We start from the raw sequence: 19,313 nt of genomic DNA on the forward strand, positions 1-19,313 counted from the left end.
ATGAGCACCAGTTCGATCGACAATTTCCTCGGCAACGGCACCGCCCTGTCCCGCCTGCAGGCCCATGCGGGCCGACTCCTGCGCCTGCAGCGCCAGCTCGACGCCCTGCTGCCCGACTACATGGCCCGCAGCTGCAAGGTCGCCAACCTGAAGGGGGAGGAGCTGGTGCTACATGTGGATAGCGCCGGGCTGGCCGTCAAGCTGCGTCAGGCCGTACCCAGCCTGCTGACTGACTTTGCCCGGGCCGGCGTGCTGCTCCGCGACATCAAGGTGAAGGTTGCGGTCCGGGAATACCGCCCGGCCCCTCCCCCACCGCCATCACGCCACATCAGCGACTCGACGCGCAGCGGACTCGACCAGCTAGCCGCCGGCCTTCCGGCCGACTCACCGCTGGCCAAGGCCCTGAAGCGTTTCGTGAAGAATACGGGTTAGACGAACGGAACGAGCACGCGCTCGAGGACCAGCAGCGCGAAGAATAGAAGTGCAATGATTATGGCGTAACGGAACAGGCGCCAGCCCAACACCAGATAACGCCGTTCCCGCGTGAAGATGAAGGCAAACACCGATGCGCCGATCCCGATCGCCACCAGCACCGCCACGAAGCGCAGGATCAGCAAGGCACGCCTCAGACGCTGGCAAGGTCGAAGAGTTGCGCCACCGCCGGCGGCGTCTTGGCGTCCTCCTCGAAGGTGACGATTTCCCAGGCGCTGCAGTCTTCCAGAAGCACGCGCAGAATCTGGTTGTTCAGCGCGTGCCCAGACTTGTAGGCACTGTAGCTCGCCAGCAGGGAGTGGCCGGCAAGGTAGAGGTCGCCGATCGCATCGAGCACCTTGTGTTTCACGAACTCGTCCGCATAGCGCAAGCCGTCAGCATTCAGCACGCGGTATTCGTCCATCACGATCGCGTTATCGAGGCTCCCGCCCAGACCAAGACCGTTAGCGCGCATGAACTCCACGTCCTGCATGAAGCCGAAGGTGCGGGCGCGGGCGACTTCACGCACATAGGAGTGCTCGGCGAAATCTACGGTTACGGATGTTCCAGTGCTGTCGATGGCCGGGTGGTTGAACAGGATGGAGAAACTCAGCTTGAAGCCGTCGTAGGGTTCCAGGCGCACCCATTTGTCCCCCTCCACGTACTCGACCGGCTTGACGACCCGCAGGAAACGTTTGGGCGCCTCCTGCTCCTCGATACCGGCGGACTGGATCAGGAACACGAACGGGCCGGCGCTACCATCGAGAATGGGAATTTCCGCCGCGTCCACGTCGATGTGCGCGTTATCGACGCCTAGCCCGGCTAGCGCGGACATCAGGTGTTCGACGGTATTGACCTTCGCACCATCCTTCTGCAGACCCGAGCACATGCGCGTATCGCACACGGCATAGGGGTCGGCCGGCAGATCCACGACCGGATCGAGGTCGACGCGATGGAACACGATGCCAGTATCCGGCGCCGCAGGACGCAGCGTGAGCGAGACCTTGTTGCCGCTGTGAAGCCCCACACCGGTAGCGCTGACGAGGGTTTTCAGGGTTCTCTGCTTCAACATGATGATCCGGCCTCGCATTCAACTCATTGAATTTTAACACACCACCCTTGCCGCACCGCAGCATCAAGCGTAGACCACTCGACCCCCAAATGACAAACGCGCAGCGGACGGAGGCAACGTCCCACTGCGCGTTTGTCTAAGCCACCACGAGGGGCGGCTCTTTGCGGGTCAGTCCGCCTGCTTGCGCAGGAAAGCCGGGATATCCAGCGTGGACATACCGTTGGCGCTCATGGCCTCGACCGTCGTACGGGACGTGCGACGGATCACAGCCGGGAGTTCGAGGTTGCCGTAATCCACCTCCATGCCGACGTTGTCCGTACCGGTGCGGATCACCTGCATTTCCGGCTTGCGCGCCGCCGCAGCTCGCACCACGCCAAGGCCGGTGGCGACGACGGTGACACGGATACGATCTTCCATGTCCTCGTCGAAGACCGTACCGTACTTGACGAAGGCCTCCTGAGCAGCGAAGGCCTGCACGGTGCGCACGGCATCACGGACTTCAGCCATCTTCAGGCTGCGGTTGGCGGTGATGTTGATCAGCACGCAACGAGCTCCAGCCAGTTCGGTACCTTCCAGCAGCGGCGATACAGCAGCCTGTTCAGCAGCAATACGGGCACGATCGAGACCGGACGCTTCGGCAGAACCCATCATCGCGCGGCCCATTTCGGCCATCGCAGTACGCACGTCCTGGAAGTCCACATTCACCAGGCCATGCACGTTGATGATCTCGGCGATGCCGCCGACTGCGCAGGTCAGCACGTTGTCGGCGGAGCGGAAGCACTCCTCGAAGCTGGCATCGTCGCCATAGACTTCGAGCAGCTTGTCGTTCAGCACCACGATCAGCGAATCCACCTGCTTGGACAGCTCCTCCACGCCACTCTCGGCGACGCGGATGCGGTTCTCGAAGTCGAAAGGCTTGGTCACCACGGCCACGGTCAGGATGCCCATTTCCTTGGCGATCTCGGCCACCACCGGTGCGGCGCCCGTCCCCGTACCACCACCCATGCCGGCAGTGATGAAGCACATGTGCGCCCCCTCCAGTGCTGCCGCGATGGCGTCGCGGGACTCCTGGGCCGCGGCACGACCGGCCTCAGGCTTCGCGCCGGCACCCAGACCACTCTTACCGAGCTGGACCTTGGTGTGCGCCAGACAACGAGTCAGGGCCTGGGCATCGGTGTTGGCGGCGATGAAATCGACACCCTGCACCCCTTCGCGGATCATATGATCGACCGCGTTACCACCAGCGCCACCGACACCAATCACCTTGATGTTCGTGCCGCCAGCAGCCTTTTCAACAATTTCAAACATTTACCTCGCCTCCAAGAGATACTGCGCTGATCGTGCCACTGCGCAACCGGCCCCATATTTAGTGATAACCGCAAATTTTACAGCTAAATAAGGGCCGCTCGCACACTGTTATCCAATTGCAATGATTTCACCCGGCGGGCCCCATGGCCCTCAGAAATTGCGCTCAAACCAAGACTTCATCCGCGAAAACACCTGCCCCACATTGCGCGTCTGACGCGCCTGAATGCCCCGCCGCTTCTGCGCGGCGCCCTCCATCACCAGCCCCATCGCATTGGCATAGCGCGGCTCGCAAACCACGTCGGCCAGCGCACCGTCGTATTTCGGATAGCCGATCCGTACCGGCATGTGGAAAATCTCCTCGCCCAGTTCGACCATGCCCTGCATGACGGCGGCACCGCCGGCCAACACGATGCCCGAGGACAGCAGCTCCTCGTAGCCCGAGCGGCGCAGTTCGGCCTGGACCAGTTCGTACAGTTCACACACCCGCGGCTCGATCACATCGGCCAGAGCCTGGCGGGACAGCTTGCGCGGCGGCCGATCACCGACACCCGGCACCTCGATCATCTCGGAGGCATCGGCCAGCGTATGCATCGCCACACCGTGGCGGATCTTGATTTCCTCTGCCTCGGCGGTCGGCGTACGCAGCGCCATCGCGATATCGTTTGTGACCTGATCGCCGGCAATGGGAATCACCGCGGTATGGCGGATCGCGCCCTGCGTGAACACGGCCAGATCGGTGGTGCCACCGCCGATGTCCACCAGACACACGCCCAACTCCTTCTCGTCTTCCGACAAAGTGGCGTAGCTGGAGGCCAGCGGCTGCAGGACAAGGTCGAGCACCTCAAGGCCACAGCGGCGCACGCACTTGACGATGTTCTGGGCCGCCGACACCGCACCGGTGACGATGTGCACCTTCACTTCCAGACGCACGCCGCTCATGCCGATCGGTTCGCGCACGCCATCTTGGCCGTCGATGATGAATTCCTGCGTCAGGATATGCAGGATCTGCTGGTCGGCCGGCAGTGGCATCGCGCGGGCAGTCTCGATGACCCGTTCGACGTCGATCGGCGAGACTTCCTTGTCCTTGATCGCTACCATGCCGTTGGAGTTGAAGCTACGGATGTGACTACCGGCGATACCGGTATACACGTCGCGGATCTTGCATTCGGCCATCAACTCGACCTCCTGGATGACCCGCGAGATCGCATCGACGGTAGCCTCGATATTCACCACCACGCCCTTCTTCAGGCCCGAGGACGGCTGCGTGCCGAGGCCGATCACGTCCATACGGCCGTCCGGCTTGAGTTCAGCCACCACACAGGTGATCTTGGATGTACCGATATCGAGGCCGACGATCAGTTCCTTATATTCCTTGCTCATCGCTTACCTTTGCTTTCTTGCTTGCCCGCCGCCACAGCAGGCGGTATCGGCCGGAGGGCAAAACCACTGGGGTAGCGGAGATCCACTACCGCCACATTCATGTTCACTTGCGCCTTGGCGCTGGGGTAATACTTCACGAAGCGGGCCAGGCGCTCATCGATCGGCGCCTTCGGCTGGTCGTGTCCGAGCTCAATGGTGAGGCCATCGTCCATCTTCAGCTGCCAGGCCTCCCGGGCCGACAGGGAGACGCCGACGAGTTGCTTGCCAAGCGGGCCGAGCTTGCGGGTAAATTCGTCGAACTTGGTCAGCAGCGCCCCGGACGAGCCCTCCGGTCCGCTGAAGATCGGCATACGCGCATTGCTGGCCGCCGAGAACACTTCACCGTAGCGATTCACCAGGCGCATGTCACCGGTTTCGCCCACTCTCCAGTAGGCTGATGCAACGTGCTCCTCGAGACGCACTTCGATACCGCCCGGCCAGTGCCGGCGCACATCGGCGCGCCGCACCCACGGCAGCTTCTCGAATGCCCCACGCACATCATCCAGATCTACCGTGAAGAAATTCCCACGCAGGGACGAACGTGCTGCATATTCCAGCTGGGCCGTAGTGACCTGGGCCAGCGGCGTCATCACCACCACCTCACGCAGCGGGTACACCGGCAGGCGCGAAATCGCCGCCACCGCCGCATAGCCGAGGCCCGCCGCACCGAACACCATCAGCACATCGGAAATGAGATTGAGGAGCTGTGGACGATCCCACAGCCCGTTCCCTCCCGCGTCCCGAGCCGGGCGCGCGGCGCGCGCACGCTTCGCCGGGGCGGCCTTGCCTCCCCCTGGCGGCGGAACGTTGGAGGTGGTGCGCTGGTCAGCCAAGACGCGCTCCGGCAAGGATTTCCAGACACAGGGCCTCGAAGGACAGACCGGACACGCGGGCCGACATCGGCACCAGCGAGTGGTTGGTCATACCTGGCGCAGTGTTGATCTCAAGCAACGTGAAACTGCCGTCGTCCCGCAGGATCAGATCGGCGCGGCCCCAGCCGCGGCAGCCCAGCACCTGCGCGCAGCGCACGACGGCCGCCTTGATCTCCGCCTCAAGGGCCTCCGGCAGACCGCTCGGGCAGAAGTACTGGGTGTCGTCGGTGAAGTACTTGTGCTGGTAATCGTAGTTGCCACCCGGCGCGACGATGCGCACCAGCGGCAGGGCCTGATCGCCGAGGAAGGGCGCGGTCAGCTCCTGGCCGGTCACGAACTCCTCCGCCAGCACGAGCGAATCGTACCTGGCCGCCAGTTCCCAGGCCGCCTTCAACTGGCCCGCCTCGGTGACCTTGGCAGCGCCCATGCTGGAACCTTCATGCACCGGCTTGACGAAGATCGGCAGGCCAAGCCGAGCCACCACCGCATCCCAGTCCGTCTTCTCGTCGAGGATTGCGAAGCGCGGCGTCGGCAGGCCACTGGCCAGCCACACCAGCTTGGTGCGCCACTTGTCCATGGCGATGGCCGAGGCCATCACGCCGCTGCCGGTATAGGGAATGCCCATCAGTTCGAGGGCCCCCTGCACCGTGCCGTCTTCGCCACCGCGCCCGTGCAGCGCGATGAAGACACGGTCGAACCCCTCTTCCTTGAGAATGTGCAGATCCCGCTCGGCCGGATCGAAGGCATGAGCATCCACGCCCGCGCCCTGCAGCGCCGCCAGCACGGCGCCACCCGACATCAGGGAAATCTCCCGTTCAGCGGACGTCCCGCCCAGCAGGACCGCCACTTTTCCGAATCGACTGCTCACCTCAGTTGCCACCTTATTAGACTCCACCACTCACCAGTTTGCCGGGTACGGCGCCGATGCTGCCGGCGCCCATCGTGATCACCACGTCCCCGTCCTGCGCCGCGGCCAGGATGGCCGTCGGCATGTCTTCGATGTTCTCGACGAACACCGGCTCAATCTTGCCCGCCACGCGCAGCGCCCGCGCCAGCGAACGGCCGTCGGCCGCCACGATGGGCGCCTCGCCAGCGGCGTAGACATCGCCGAGCAGCAATGCATCGACGGTGGACAAGACCTTCACGAAATCTTCGAAGCAATCCCGTGTGCGCGTGTAGCGATGCGGCTGGAAGGCCAGCATCAGGCGCTTGTGCGGGAAGGCACCGCGGGCAGCAGCGATGGTCGCCGCCATTTCCACCGGATGGTGACCGTAGTCGTCGATGACGGTAATCGCGCCGCCGCTCGGCAGCGCCACCTCGCCGTAGCGCTGGAAGCGCCGGCCGACGCCCTTGAACTCGGCCAGGGCCTTCACGATAGCCTCGTCGGACACGCCAACCTCGGTCGCCACCGCGATAGCCGCCAGCGCATTGAGCACGTTGTGACGACCCGGCAGGTTGAGCACCACGTGCAGGGGCTCGAATTCCCCGTGGCGACGCAGCACGTCGAACGTCATCTTGCCGTCCACCGCATGGATGTTCTCCGCATGCACGTGGGCCGACTCGGAGAAGCCGTAACGGACGATCTGCTTGGACACCAGCGGCACGATGGAGCGCACATGCTTGTCGTCGTCGCACAGCACCGCCACGCCATAGAAGGGCAGGTGCTGCAGGAAATCCACGAAGGATTGCTTGAGCCGCGCGAAATCGTGGCCGTAGGTTTCCATGTGGTCGGCGTCGATGTTGGTGACCACCGAGATCACCGGCGTCAGCAGCAGGAAGGACGCATCCGACTCGTCTGCTTCGGCGACCAGGAAATCGCCCTTGCCGAGGCGCGCATTTGCACCGGCGGCGTTGAGCTTGCCGCCGATCACGAAGGTCGGATCCAGCCCGCCCTCGGCAAGAATGCTCGCCACCAGCGAGGTGGTCGTAGTCTTACCGTGGGTGCCAGCGATGGCGATGCCCTGCTTGAGGCGCATCAGCTCGGCCAGCATCTGGGCTCGCGGCACCACCGGAATACCACGGTTGCGGGCGGCGATGACTTCCGGGTTGTCGCCCTTGACGGCGGTGGAGGTCACCACTGCGTCGGCCTCGGCGACGTTCTCGGCGGCATGCCCCTGCACCACGCGGGCGCCCAGAGCCTGCAGGCGGCGGGTCGCCACGTTGTCGCCCAGGTCGGAGCCGCTGACCTCGTAACCGAGATTGAGCAGCACCTCGGCGATGCCGCTCATGCCAGCGCCGCCAATTCCGACGAAATGAATGCTTTTGACTTTGTGTTTCACGTTCTTCCTTTAGCCGGCGAGACCGGCGCAGACGTCCGCCACACGGGCCGTCGCTTCCGGCTTGGCACACCCGCGGGCCTTGTCGGCCATCGTCAGCAGGCGCTCGCGATCCATCTCCTGCAGCAGCGCGGCTAGGCGCTGCGGTGTCAGTTCGGTTTGCGGCAACAGCACCGCCGCACCGGCATCGGCGAGGAAACGGGCGTTGCCGGTCTGGTGGTCATCCACCGCGTGGGGGAAAGGCACCAGCACGCTGGCCACACCGACGGCCGCCAGCTCGGCGACGGTCAGCGCGCCGGAACGGCAGATCACCAGGTCGGCATTGGCATAGCGCGCCGCCATATCGTCGATGAAGGGCAGCAACTCACCTTCCACACCAGCGGCCTGATAGGCCGCGCGCAGCGCATCAATCTGCTTGGCGCCGGCTTGATGAGTGATCAACGGCCGTTGCTCCGGTGCCAGCAGCGCCAGTGCCTTCGGCATCGCGTCATTGAGAGCCGCTGCGCCGAGACTGCCACCAACCACCAGCACCCGCAGCGGACCGCTTCGGCCGGCAAAGCGCGCGGCTGGCGGCGCTACCGCGGTGATCTCGGCACGCACCGGGTTACCGGCCCACTCGCCCTTCTTCAGCACGCCAGGAAAGCCGGTCACCACCTTGTCGGCAACACCTGCCAACACGCGGTTGGCCAGGCCCGCAACGGAATTCTGCTCATGCACGACCACCGGCCGGCCGAGCAGCGCCGCCATCATGCCGCCGGGGAAGGTCACGTAGCCGCCCATGCCTAGCACCACATCCGGCTTGACGCGACGGATCTGGCCGAGGGCCTGGGCGAAACCACGCAACAGGTTGAACGGCAGCAGCAGCTTGCGCAGCACGCCTTTGCCACGCAGAGCCGAGAAGCGCACCCAGGCCATGTCGTAACCGCTGGCCGGCACGATGCGCGCTTCCATGCCCTCCGGATTGCCCATCCATACCACCTTCCAGCCGCGTGCGCGCAAGGCGTCCGCAACGGCCAGACCGGGGTAGATGTGGCCGCCGGTACCGCCGGCCATGACCATCAGCGTCGGCATCAGGCCTTGCCTCCACGCATGATCTGGCGGTTCTCCCAATCGATCCGCAGCAGGATCGCGATGGCCACGCAGTTGGCGAGAATGCCGGAGCCGCCGAAACTCATCATCGGCAGAGTCAGACCCTTGGTGGGCAGCAGGCCCATGTTCACGCCCATATTGATGAAGGACTGCACGCCGAACCAGATGGCAATCCCCTGCGCCACCAGCGCCGCGTAGTTGCGCTCCAGCACCACCGCCTGGCGACCGATCGCGAAGGCGCGCTGGATCAGGATCGCGAACAGCACGATGACCGTCACCACGCCGGCAAAGCCGAGCTCTTCGGCAATCACCGCGAGCAGGAAGTCGGTATGGGCTTCCGGCAGGTAGAAGAGTTTTTCGATGCTGCCACCGAGGCCGACGCCGAACCACTCGCCGCGCCCGAAGGCGATCAGCGCGTGGGACAGCTGGTAGCCCTTGCCGTAGGCATCCTGCCAGGGGTCCATGAAACCGAGGATGCGCTGGCGGCGATATTCGGAGAAGGTGATCAGCAGCACGAAGCCCACCGCCGCCACCACGGCCAGCAGCGCGAACAGGCGGACGTTGATGCCGCCCAGAAAGAGCACGCCGAAGGCGATCGCAGTAATCACGACGAAGGCACCGAAGTCCGGCTCCTTCAGCAGCAGGAAACCAACGAACAGGATCACCCCGGCCATCGGCAGGAAGCCCTGCTTGAAGCTGCCCATCAAGGGCAGCTTGCGGGCCGTGTAATCCGCCGCATACAGGGCGGCAAACAGCTTCATCAACTCGGATGGCTGCAGATTGACGACCCCCAGCGGCAACCAGCGCCGGGCACCGTTCACATCCCGCCCCACGTGGGGGATCAGCACGATCAGCAGCAACACCACGCCGGCGATAAAGAGCAATGGCGCCATCTCCTGCCAAGCCCGCATCGGGATCTGGAAGACCATCACCCCAGCGATCAGGCCGATGGTCAGAAAGACCGCATGGCGGATCAGGAAATAGGCCGGCTGGTGGCCGAACATGCGGCTGCCTTCCGCCGTCGCGATGGACGCCGAAAACACCATCACCAGCCCCATCAGCAACAGCGCCGCCGACGACCAGATCAGTGCCGGGTCGAGCTCGCGCGGCTGGCTGAGCGGACGCATCAGGCGATGGACCGCACGACCGGTCACCAGCGAGCCGTTGTCGCCGGCATGACGGGCCCAGAAATCGGACAGGCGGGCAGCGAGTTTCATACGGCACGCACTCCGGGCAGACGTTTCACCGCGTCGATGAAAACCTGGGCGCGGTGGGCATAGTTGCGGAACATGTCGAGGCTGGCGCAGGCCGGCGACAGCAACACCACATCGCCGGCTTCGGCGCGGGCGTCGGCGTCCAGCACCGCCGCGTCCATATCCACGGCGTGGATCAGCGGCACACCGCAACCAACCACCGCAGCTTCGATGGTTCGCGCGTCGCGGCCAATCAATACCACTGCACGGGCATAGCGGCTGAAGGCGTCCTTCAACGGCGAGAAATCCTGGCCCTTGCCATCGCCGCCGACGATCAGCACCACCTTGCGGTGCAGGCCTTCCAGCGCGGCAACCGTCGCGCCGACGTTGGTGCCCTTGGAGTCGTCGTAATAGGTCACGCCGTCATCCCGCTCGGCAACCTGCTCGACCCGGTGCGGCAGTCCACGAAATGTCTTCAGTGCCGCCAGCAGGGCGGGCCGCGGCAGACCGGCAGCCTCGCACAAGGCTAGCGCGGCCAGCGCGTTGGCAACGTTGTGGCTGCCCGCCAGCTTCAGTTCGGAACGCGGCAGCAGGCGCTCGGCACCACGCGCAAGCCATTCGCCGTCGGCGGCCTGCACCACGCCGAAATCATCGGCGCCGGCCGGCGCATCGACGCCGAAGGTGAACACGCGCCGCCCCGGCAGCGCCATCGCCGCCACGCGGGCATCTTCCCGGTTCAGGACCTGCACGCCATTTCCCTGGAAGACGGCGGCCTTGGTGGACGCGTAGTCGTCCAGCCCGTCGTAGCGGTCCAGGTGATCGTCGGTCACGTTGAGCACCGTGGCCGACACGGCGTCCAGCGCCGGCGAGGTTTCCAGCTGGAAGCTCGACAGCTCCAGCACCCACACCGCGGGCAGCGCCTGGCCGGCGGCCTGGCGATCCATCAATACATCCAGCGCCGCCGGGCTGATGTTGCCGGCGACCACGCCATCCACACCGCAGGCCTGCACCATCTCGCCGGCCAGCGTGGTGGTGGTGGTCTTGCCATTGGTGCCGGTGATGGCAATGATCTTCGTCTGCTCACGCACGCCGAGGGCCTCGAGGGCCTGGACCAGCAAGTCCATCTCACCGACGACCGGGATGCCGCGCTGGCGGGCCATCTGCACTAGGGTCTGGCGCGGGTCGACACCTGGACTGATCGCGATGCGGTCCACACCATCGAGCAGACCCAGTTCGAACGGACCGGTGACGATCTCCGCTTCCGGCACCTCGCCACGCAGGCGATCCACACCGGGCGGCTGTGAACGGGAGTCCGCTACCCGCAGCGCGCCCCCCACCCGGGCCAGCCAGCGGGCCATCGCCAGACCGGACTCACCGAGGCCGAGAACGAGGGTGATTTGGGCAGTGCTCATGTCGGCTTACCGCAGCTTGAGGGAGGACAGGCCGAACAGCACGAGCATGATCGTGATGATCCAGAAACGCACGACCACCTGGGTTTCCTTCCAGCCACCGAGCTCGTAGTGGTGGTGCAGCGGCGCCATGCGGAAGATGCGCTTGCCGCCGGAGTACTTGAAGTACAGCACCTGCACCATCACCGACAAGGCCTCGGCGACGAACAGGCCGCCCATGATGAACAGCACGATCTCCTGGCGGACGATCACCGCGATGGTGCCCATCGCCGCGCCAAGGGCCAGTGCGCCGACGTCGCCCATGAAGACCTCAGCCGGGTAGGCGTTGAACCACAGGAAGCCAAGACCGGCACCGGCGATCGCACCGCAGATCACCGCCAGTTCACCGGCGCCCGGGATGTAGGGGACCCCGAGATACTTGGAGAAGCCCGTGTGGCCTGCCACGTAGGCGAAGATCGCCAGCGCCGAGCTGACCATCACGGTCGGCATGATCGCCAGACCGTCAAGGCCGTCGGTGAGGTTCACCGAGTGGCTGGTGCCGTTGATGACGAAGTAGCTCAGGATGATGAAGCCGATCACACCGAGCGGATAGGCTACGGTTTTGAAGAAAGGCACGATCAGCTCGATCTGGGCCGGCAGCGTGGCGGTCAGACCGAGAAACATGGCCGCCGCCAGTGCGATAGCGGAGGTCCAGAAATATTTCCAACGGCTCGCCAACCCCTTCGGGTCACGATAGACCACCTTGCGCCAATCATCGACCCAGCCCACAGCGCCGAAGCCGAGGGTCACAAAGAGCACCACCCACACGTATTTGTTGCGCAGGTCACCCCACAGCAGCGTGGTGATGGCGATGGCAATGAGGATCAGCGCACCGCCCATGGTGGGCGTGCCGGCCTTGGTCAGGTGGGATTTGGGTCCGTCATCACGCACCGCCTGGCCGATCTTTTTGGCAGCCAGCCAGCGGATCACCGGCGGACCGAAGACGAGCGACAGCACCAGCGCCGTACCGGCAGCCAGCACCGTGCGCAGTGTGATGTAGCCGAACACATTGAAGAAACGGGCATCCTTGCCCAGCCACAGGGCCAGTTCAAGCAGCATTCCAAGCCTCCCCGCTCACGAAGGAAACCGGACTGCCCACCCTTGTACTGCAAAAAATCATCAAACCTTCTCCGCGATGGCGTTCACGACCCGTTCCATCTTCATGAAGCGGGAACCTTTCACGAGCACCACCGTATCTGCATTGAGCTCCTGCTTCAGCACCGCGACGAGGTCGTCGAGCTTGCTGAAATGGAAACCGCCTTCGCCGAAATTGCGTGCCGCAATCTCGCTCATCTCACCCAGCCCGAACAGGAAATCGACGCCTTCGCTCTTCGCGTAGCCGCCGATCTCGTCGTGGTACTGGAAACTCTGCTCGCCGATCTCCCCCATGTCGCCGATCACCAGGATCTTGCGGCCCGGGGTTGCAGCCAGCACTGCGATGCCGGCACGCATCGAGTCGGGGTTGGCGTTGTAGCTGTCGTCGATGACCACCGCGCCGTTGAGGCCCTTGCACAGATGCAGGCGCCCCGGCGTGCCGGTGAATCCAGCCAGTCCTTCGGCCACCGCGTCGAGGGACACCCCCGCGGCCAGACAGGCTGCCGCAGCCGCCAGCGCATTGCGCACGTTATGCTCGCCTGGCACTTGCAGGCGGAAACGGACTTCGCCCTGAGGGGCATTCAACACGACATCACTGGCAAAACCGTGGCAAGTGCTGTGCGCCGTGACGTCGGCCGCCGCCTTCAGGCCGAAAGTGAGCGTCCGGCGCCCTTCGTTGAGACCTTGCCAGAGGCCCGCGAAGGCGTCGTCGGCATTGATCACCGCGATACCGTCCGACGCCAGGCCGTTGTAGATCGCCCCCTTTTCACGGGCGACCTCCTTGAGATTGCCCATGCCCTCCAGGTGCGCGCGCTGGGCATTGTTCACCAACGCCACGGTCGGCCGTGCCAGATGGGTCAGGTAGTCGATCTCGCCTGGATGGTTCATGCCCATCTCGATGACCGCCGCCCGGTGGTTACCCGACAGGCGCAGCAGCATCAGCGGGAGCCCGATGTCGTTGTTGAGGTTGCCTTTGGTGGCCAGCACGGCGAGGTCCGGGTCGAAGCCGTCGCGACGCGTCTGCTCGCGCAGGATCGCCGCACACATTTCCTTGACGGTGGTCTTGCCGTTGCTACCGGTCACACCGATCAGCGGCAATTCGAAACGGCTGCGCCAACTCGCGGCCAGGCGGCCGAGCCCCAGGCGCGTGTCGTCGACGATCACCAGCGGCAGCGGCACCGGATTGGCCGCTGCCCAAGCGCGGTCCACCATTGCGGCCACAGCGCCTTGCGCCGCCACTGCAGACACGAAGGCGTGCGCATCGAAACGCTCGCCACGCAGGGCCACGAACAGCTGCCCCGGCTGGATCGCGCGGGAGTCGGTGCTCACGGACGAAAAAACGGCATTCCCACCCACCGCCGTACCCGCCGTAGCCAGCGCGGCTTCCTGAATATCCATCACAACAGATCTCCCTGAGCATCGTTCCAGGCTTGCAACGCGCCCCTGGCCTGCTCCACGTCGGAGAATGGGTAACGCACACCCTTGATTTCCTGATAAGGCTCATGCCCCTTGCCGGCCACCACGATCACGTCGTCGGCGGCGGCGGACAGGATGGCCTTGCGGATCGCCTCAGCGCGGTCGGGAACGATCTCCACCTGGGGGCCGCTGGTCGCCACAGCGATCTGCTGCAGGATCACCAGCGGGTCCTCACTGCGCGGATTGTCGCTGGTCAGCATGACCCGGTCAGCAAGACGCGCAGCCAACTCGCCCATGATCGGTCGTTTGCCGGGGTCGCGGTCACCGCCACAGCCGAACACGCAGGTCATGCGCCCGCCACGCGCGGTAACGGTCGCGCGCACGGCGCGCAACACCTGTTCGAGGGCATCCGGCGAATGGGCGTAATCCACCACCACCAACGGGTCGCAGACGCCCCCCAGGGTCTGCATGCGGCCCTGCGGCGGCGTCAGCCCCTCAGCCACCGAAGCTGCATCGTCCAACGTGAAGCCGGACGCCATCAGCGTGCCGATGACAGCCAGCAAATTGGATACGTTGAACTGTCCGACCAGATTGGGGTAAAGATCAGCGGACTCATTGCCGCAACGAGCGGTGAACCGCATCCCGGCGGCCGTCGTGGTGAGCTTGTCGGCAATCAACACACGATTGACCGGCGCCGCATCGGCATTGCTGGCGATGAGCGTATAACCGATCACCTCGAGCCCATGCCCCGCCAGGCGACGGGCTTGCTCCATGCCGAAACGGTCGTCCAGGTTGAGCACCACCGAGCGCAGCCCGGGCATGTCGAACAGGCGAGCCTTGGCAGCCGCATAGTTTTCCATGCTGCCGTGGTAGTCGAGGTGATCGCGGGTCAGGTTGGTAAACACCGCCACATCGAAGCGCAGCCCGTTGAGACGCCCCTGGTCGAGCCCGATAGAGGACACCTCCATGGCCACGGCCTGGGCATCGGCGGCACGGAATTCGGCCAGCGTGCGATGCAGGGTCAGGCTGTCCGGCGTGGTGTTGAGACTGGCCGACAGCGCACCGGGAAAGCCGATGCCCAGTGTCCCGACCACCCCACACTTGCGGCCGAGGGCCGCAAAGGCACGGGTTAACCACTGGCTCACGGACGTTTTGCCATTGGTGCCGGTCACGCCGACCAGCCACAAGGCTTCCGACGGGCGTCCGAAAACTTCATCGGCCAGATAACCGGACAGCGTCGCAAGGCCGTCCACTGCCAGATTTGCAAGCTTCAGGTCGGCATCCCAGACGTAGCCATTGCGCTCCCACAATACAGCCGCAGCGCCTGCATTGACGGCATCCTTGATGAAGCGCCGCCCGTCCACCCGATGCCCCGGATGGGCCAGGAAGACATCACCAGGACGCACCTGGCGTGAATCGACGCACAAGCGCGACACGGCCACACCGGCCTTGGCCAAGGCATCGAGAATGGCGCGCGCCTTCTGCTGAGGCAACTGCATCTACATGGACTCCCCGGAAGCGGCGGACGTGGCGCCCTGACGGGCAACCTGCAAGGGTTTCAAGGGCGCATCGGCCGGCACGCCGAGCGTTCTCAGGGCACCGCCCATCACCTGCGCGAAAACCGGACCCGCGACGTCACCGCCGTAGTGCTTGCCGCCCGTCGGCTCGTCGATCATCACCGCGACGATCAGCCGCGGATCAGAAATCGGCGCGATGCCGACGAAGGACGCCACGTACTTGAGCGCATAGCGGCCGCCGACCAGCTTCATGGCCGTACCGGTCTTGCCGCCAACGCGGTAGCCCGGAATATTGGCCTGGGTGGCGGTCCCTCCCGGCTGGACCACCATTTCGAGCATCTGGCGCACTTCACGGGCCGTCTGCGGGGAAAACACCTGCGTACCATGCAGCGGGGGTGCATCCAGACGCGACAGGGATAAGGGCACCATGTCACCGTCGCGGGCAAACACCTGGTAGGCATTGGCCATCTGCATCAGGCTCACCGAGATGCCGTGGCCATAGGACATCGTGGCCTGCTCGATCGGACGCCAGCTCTTGGCCGGACGCAACCGTCCACCGACCTCGCCCGGGAAGCCGAGCTTCAGCGGCGAACCGAAGCCGAGGTTGTCGAACATCTTCCACATCACTTCGGGCTGGAAGGTCAGCGCCATCTTGGCGGCGCCGATATTCGACGACTTCTGGATCACCTGGGCCACCGTCAGGGCACCATGAGGGTGGGCATCGGAAATCGTCGCCGTACCGATGGTCATCCGGCCCGGCGCACAATTGATGATGGTGTTTGACGTGAACTTGCCGTTCTCGAGGGCCAGAGCCGCCGTAAAGGGCTTCATCGTCGAGCCCGGCTCGTAGGTGTCGGTCAGGGCCCGGTTTCGCAGCTGATCACCGGTGAGGTGGACCCGGTTGTTCGGATTGAAGGTCGGCGCATTGGCCAGCGCCAGAATCTCTCCGGTCTTTGCATCGAGCACCACCACGCCGCCGGCCTTGGCCTTGTTGTCGGTGATGGCCTGCTTCAGTGCCGCGTGGGCCAGGTACTGGATCTTGTTGTCGAGCGCCAGCGCCACTTCCTTACCGTCCTGCGGCGGACGGATGGACTGCACGTCCTCGACCACATTGCCACGCCGGTCCTTGACCACCCGACGGGAACCAGGCTTGCCGGCCAGCGCCGATTCATAAGCCAGTTCGATGCCTTCCTGCCCCTTGTCGTCGACTCCGGTGAAGCCCAGCATGTGGGCCGTAACCTCGCCACCAGGATAGAAGCGGCGGTACTCCCGCTGGTCGTGGATGCCCGGCAGCTTCAGCGCAGCAATGTGGTCCGCCAACTCCGGCGAAACCTGACGCTTCAGATAGACGAACTCCTTGTCCACCGCCAGCTTCTGGTTAACCTCGTTGACGTCCATTTCCAGCAAGCCGGCCAACTGACGCGTCTGGGCTGGGCTGAGACGGGCATCCTCGGGGATCGCCCAGATCGATTTGACCGGCGAAGATACCGCCAGCACATCGCCCTGGCGGTCGGTGATCTTGCCACGGGTCGCCGGCACGCCCAGCAGACGAGCGTAGCGGGACTCGCCCTTAGCCTGAAGGAACTGGTCATTGACGCCCTGCAGGTAAGCCGCCCGACCGATCAACGCCAACGAGCCACCGAGCAGGCACAGCAGCACGAAACGCGGGCGCCAAGCCGGCAACTCGGACCGCAGGAGAGGATTGTGATTGAAGGTGACGCCCTTCTTGGCCTTGGTCATGGCCGCTCCTCGATGGCAATGATCTGCCCAGACTGAGGCGGGCGCATCGCGAGTTTTTCGCGAGCGAGTTTTTCGATACGGGCGTGGGCGGCCCAGGTGCTCTGCTCCAGTTGGAGCTGCCCCCACTCGACTTCCAGCTGGCTGGAACGCTGCTGCTCCCGTTCCACGGCGGCATACAGCTTTCGGGCCTGATGCTGCGAAGCCACGACACCGAGGCTGCTGGCCACCACCAGCATCAGGAGGAACCCGTTGAGGCGTGCCATCTCAGGCCTCCAGCCGCTCGGCGATGCGCATCACGGCACTGCGCGAACGCGGATTGGCTGCCACCTCAGCATCAGACGGCCAAACGGGCTTACCCACCAGCGCCAACTTCGGCTTCGGCAGATCGGCCGCTCGAACCGGCAGGCGGGCGGGAAGCTGCGGCGGACGCGATTCGTCCCGCATGAAGCGTTTGACGATGCGATCCTCGAGCGAGTGAAAGCTGATCACCACAAGGCGGCCTCCCACAGCCAGCCTTGCAACAACCTGCGGAAGGATCAGCGCCAGTTCCTCGAGCTCTTGATTGACACAAATCCGTAGAGCCTGGAAGGTGCGCGTCGCGGGGTGCTGGCCCGGCTCGCGTGTGCGGACCGCTTTCTCCACGATCGCGGCAAGCTGTCCCGTGGTTGCAACAGCCCCCCCTGCCCGAGCAGCTGCAATCGCCTTTGCAATCTCATAAGCAAACCGTTCTTCACCGTATTCCCTCAGTACGCGGGTGATGTCAGCAATAGGCGCTTCCGCCAGCCATTCCGCGGCGGTCACCCCGCGGGTCGTATCCATTCGCATGTCGAGCGGCGCATCGAAACGGAAGCTCATGCCCCGCTCAGCCTCGTCCAGCTGGGGGGACGACACCCCCAGGTCCAGCAGAACCCCATCCACCCGCTCGATGCCCCGCTCGGCCAGGGCCTCAGCAAAGTCCGAGAAAGGTGCATGCACCAGTTCGAAGCGCGGATCCGTAACTGCCTGCCCGGCGGCAATCGCTACCGGATCCCGGTCGAACGCGATCAGCCTTCCCTGCGGCCCTAGACGGGCCAGGATTTCACGGCTGTGCCCGCCCCGCCCGAAGGTGCCGTCCACGTAGACGCCGTCCGATTTGATAGCCAGGGCTGCCACTGCTTCATTCAGTAGCACCGTGATATGCGGTGTATTCATCACAGCGGCAAAGTTTCCCAACCGGCAGGCATGAGCTGTTCGCCCAAGGCAAAGATCGCCTCCTGCTGCTTCTGCCATCCGGCATCCGACCAAAGCTCGAAGTGATCGCCCTGCCCCACCAGATGCACCTGTTTTTCCAGTTGAGCGAAGGCCCGCAACTCCGGCGCGATGAGCACACGCCCTGCCGAATCCACCTCCTCGTCACGGGCAAAGCCGACGAGGAGACGCTTGAGGAGGGCGGAATGCTGATCGAGGCTGGAGCCGGCTAACACCTTGTCACGGATCGGCAACCAGGCCGGCGCCGGATAGATCAGCAGGCAACGATGGGGATGAGCAGTGAGAACGAGTTGATTCTCGGCGAGCTTCGTCAGCACGTCCCGATGCCGCGCCGGAATCGCCAAGCGACCCTTCGCATCGAGACTGAGCGCTGCAGCGCCTTGAAACATCACTTCCCCCACTTCTCCACTCGGACGAACCGGAAAAACTCACTTTTTCCCACTTTCATCCACTTCGCCCCACTTTAGAGGAAAAGAAATACTCGGTCAACTTGACCGCCACGTAAATTTCTTTTTGACACAAGCACTTACAGTTAAGAAAGGCGTAAAGCAAATCCGCTTATAAATCAATGCCCATGAGAAGGAATGCAAAAGTGCTGGATCAATTGCACCGTCCGTCGGACGCCGCCCGGCAAGGAAAAAGAAGGTGAAATAGAACACCACTCCACTGCGGACAGGCCGCAAAGCCTCCGCAGGTGGAAAAAAGTGGGGAAACCGAGAATGTGGGGGAAGCCCGCCGATAAGCCGGGTTTTGTCGAGCGACTGAATCGGATGATCCGGTCGCCGGGCAATCATTCCTCTGGTCGACGCGTTGCCGCGCCGCTCTAGCAGCCTACCCGGGGACTCCGCGAGCAGCGTCAACGTCCCCCTATTTGGCCTTGCCCCGGATGGGGTTTACCGTGCCGTCACTGTCACCAGTGCCGCGGTGGGCTCTTACCCCACCGTTTCACCCTTACCTGATCTCCGAAGAGCCATCGGCGGTCTACTCTCTGTTGCACTTTCCGTCGCTTTCACCCGAAGGCTATGGCGCCCGGCCGTTAGCCGGCATCCTGCTCTATGGGGCCCGGACTTTCCTCGATGCACGAACACCGCGATTGCCTGGCGAACTTCCCGGCGCGCAGTATAGCGGGTTGCCCCTGCCCGTGCCCGA

Annotated in this window: 18 protein-coding genes and 1 other RNA gene; 1 reads left to right on the forward strand and 18 read right to left on the reverse strand. The window is 64.3% G+C overall.

Annotated features, from left to right (window positions below):
• Nucleotides 1-432, forward strand: a complete 432-nt coding sequence (locus AC1PQG_RS21100) for a DciA family protein (RefSeq protein WP_481119710.1) — start codon at nucleotides 1-3, stop codon at nucleotides 430-432.
• On the opposite strand, the gene AC1PQG_RS21105 is transcribed toward AC1PQG_RS21100, so the two are convergent.
• The 18 genes from AC1PQG_RS21105 to rnpB form a co-directional block, all read right to left on the reverse strand.
• Nucleotides 429-617 (reverse strand): hypothetical protein, encoded by a 189-nt coding sequence (locus AC1PQG_RS21105; RefSeq protein WP_481119711.1) that lies wholly within the window; start codon nucleotides 615-617, stop codon nucleotides 429-431. The two genes, AC1PQG_RS21100 and AC1PQG_RS21105, sit on opposite strands and share 4 nt — an antisense overlap.
• Nucleotides 618-625: 8 nt before the next feature.
• The gene (lpxC, locus tag AC1PQG_RS21110) at nucleotides 626-1,543 is read right to left on the reverse strand and encodes a UDP-3-O-acyl-N-acetylglucosamine deacetylase (RefSeq protein WP_481119712.1); all 918 of its coding nucleotides are present in this window, start codon (nucleotides 1,541-1,543) and stop codon (nucleotides 626-628) included.
• 168 nt (nucleotides 1,544-1,711) lie between these two features.
• Nucleotides 1,712-2,851: a cell division protein FtsZ gene (gene ftsZ / locus AC1PQG_RS21115; RefSeq protein ID WP_481115859.1), complete on the reverse strand. Its 1,140-nt coding sequence runs from the start codon at nucleotides 2,849-2,851 to the stop codon at nucleotides 1,712-1,714.
• A gap of 150 nt (nucleotides 2,852-3,001) precedes the next feature.
• Nucleotides 3,002-4,231: a cell division protein FtsA gene (gene ftsA / locus AC1PQG_RS21120; RefSeq protein ID WP_481115860.1), complete on the reverse strand. Its 1,230-nt coding sequence runs from the start codon at nucleotides 4,229-4,231 to the stop codon at nucleotides 3,002-3,004.
• Nucleotides 4,228-5,103: a cell division protein FtsQ/DivIB gene (locus AC1PQG_RS21125; RefSeq protein WP_481119713.1), complete on the reverse strand. Its 876-nt coding sequence runs from the start codon at nucleotides 5,101-5,103 to the stop codon at nucleotides 4,228-4,230. The genes ftsA and AC1PQG_RS21125 overlap by 4 nt, the downstream gene beginning before the upstream one ends.
• Entirely contained in the window at nucleotides 5,096-6,010 is a 915-nt protein-coding gene (locus AC1PQG_RS21130) for a D-alanine--D-alanine ligase (protein WP_481119714.1), read from the reverse strand. The genes AC1PQG_RS21125 and AC1PQG_RS21130 overlap by 8 nt, the downstream gene beginning before the upstream one ends.
• Nucleotides 6,011-6,026: 16 nt before the next feature.
• The gene (gene murC / locus AC1PQG_RS21135) at nucleotides 6,027-7,421 is read right to left on the reverse strand and encodes a UDP-N-acetylmuramate--L-alanine ligase (protein WP_481119715.1); all 1,395 of its coding nucleotides are present in this window, start codon (nucleotides 7,419-7,421) and stop codon (nucleotides 6,027-6,029) included.
• A 9-nt stretch (nucleotides 7,422-7,430) separates the two neighbouring features.
• On the reverse strand, nucleotides 7,431-8,489 hold the full coding sequence (gene murG / locus AC1PQG_RS21140; protein ID WP_481119716.1) for an undecaprenyldiphospho-muramoylpentapeptide beta-N-acetylglucosaminyltransferase: 1,059 nt from the start codon (nucleotides 8,487-8,489) through the stop codon (nucleotides 7,431-7,433).
• A complete protein-coding gene (ftsW, locus tag AC1PQG_RS21145) occupies nucleotides 8,489-9,724 on the reverse strand; it encodes a putative lipid II flippase FtsW (protein ID WP_481119717.1) in 1,236 nt (411 codons plus the stop codon). The genes murG and ftsW overlap by 1 nt, the downstream gene beginning before the upstream one ends.
• Nucleotides 9,721-11,112, reverse strand: coding sequence for a UDP-N-acetylmuramoyl-L-alanine--D-glutamate ligase (murD, locus tag AC1PQG_RS21150; RefSeq protein WP_481119718.1), 1,392 nt, complete (start codon nucleotides 11,110-11,112; stop codon nucleotides 9,721-9,723). Before murD ends, ftsW begins: the two co-directional genes overlap by 4 nt.
• 6 nt (nucleotides 11,113-11,118) lie before the next feature.
• Complete coding sequence (gene mraY / locus AC1PQG_RS21155) at nucleotides 11,119-12,207, reverse strand: phospho-N-acetylmuramoyl-pentapeptide-transferase (protein WP_481119719.1); 1,089 nt, start codon at nucleotides 12,205-12,207, stop codon at nucleotides 11,119-11,121.
• A 60-nt stretch (nucleotides 12,208-12,267) separates the two neighbouring features.
• On the reverse strand, nucleotides 12,268-13,644 hold the full coding sequence (locus tag AC1PQG_RS21160; RefSeq protein WP_481119720.1) for a UDP-N-acetylmuramoyl-tripeptide--D-alanyl-D-alanine ligase: 1,377 nt from the start codon (nucleotides 13,642-13,644) through the stop codon (nucleotides 12,268-12,270).
• The gene (locus AC1PQG_RS21165) at nucleotides 13,641-15,158 is read right to left on the reverse strand and encodes a UDP-N-acetylmuramoyl-L-alanyl-D-glutamate--2,6-diaminopimelate ligase (RefSeq protein ID WP_481119721.1); all 1,518 of its coding nucleotides are present in this window, start codon (nucleotides 15,156-15,158) and stop codon (nucleotides 13,641-13,643) included. The genes AC1PQG_RS21160 and AC1PQG_RS21165 overlap by 4 nt, the downstream gene beginning before the upstream one ends.
• The gene (locus tag AC1PQG_RS21170; protein ID WP_481119722.1) at nucleotides 15,159-16,916 is read right to left on the reverse strand and encodes a peptidoglycan D,D-transpeptidase FtsI family protein; all 1,758 of its coding nucleotides are present in this window, start codon (nucleotides 16,914-16,916) and stop codon (nucleotides 15,159-15,161) included. It abuts the gene before it with no gap.
• The gene (ftsL, locus tag AC1PQG_RS21175) at nucleotides 16,913-17,179 is read right to left on the reverse strand and encodes a cell division protein FtsL (RefSeq protein ID WP_079436376.1); all 267 of its coding nucleotides are present in this window, start codon (nucleotides 17,177-17,179) and stop codon (nucleotides 16,913-16,915) included. Before ftsL ends, AC1PQG_RS21170 begins: the two co-directional genes overlap by 4 nt.
• 1 nt (nucleotide 17,180) lies before the next feature.
• Nucleotides 17,181-18,107 carry a 16S rRNA (cytosine(1402)-N(4))-methyltransferase RsmH gene (gene rsmH, locus AC1PQG_RS21180; RefSeq protein ID WP_481119723.1) on the reverse strand — a complete coding sequence of 309 codons (927 nt, stop codon included), beginning with the start codon at nucleotides 18,105-18,107 and terminating at the stop codon, nucleotides 17,181-17,183.
• Nucleotides 18,107-18,553 carry a division/cell wall cluster transcriptional repressor MraZ gene (gene mraZ / locus AC1PQG_RS21185; RefSeq protein ID WP_481115872.1) on the reverse strand — a complete coding sequence of 149 codons (447 nt, stop codon included), beginning with the start codon at nucleotides 18,551-18,553 and terminating at the stop codon, nucleotides 18,107-18,109. Before mraZ ends, rsmH begins: the two co-directional genes overlap by 1 nt.
• 334 nt (nucleotides 18,554-18,887) lie before the next feature.
• An RNA gene (rnpB, locus tag AC1PQG_RS21190) (RNase P RNA component class A) lies at nucleotides 18,888-19,273 on the reverse strand.
• Nucleotides 19,274-19,313: the final 40 nt, after the last annotated feature.

Source organism: Zoogloea sp. GDB6 (assembly GCF_056724105.1).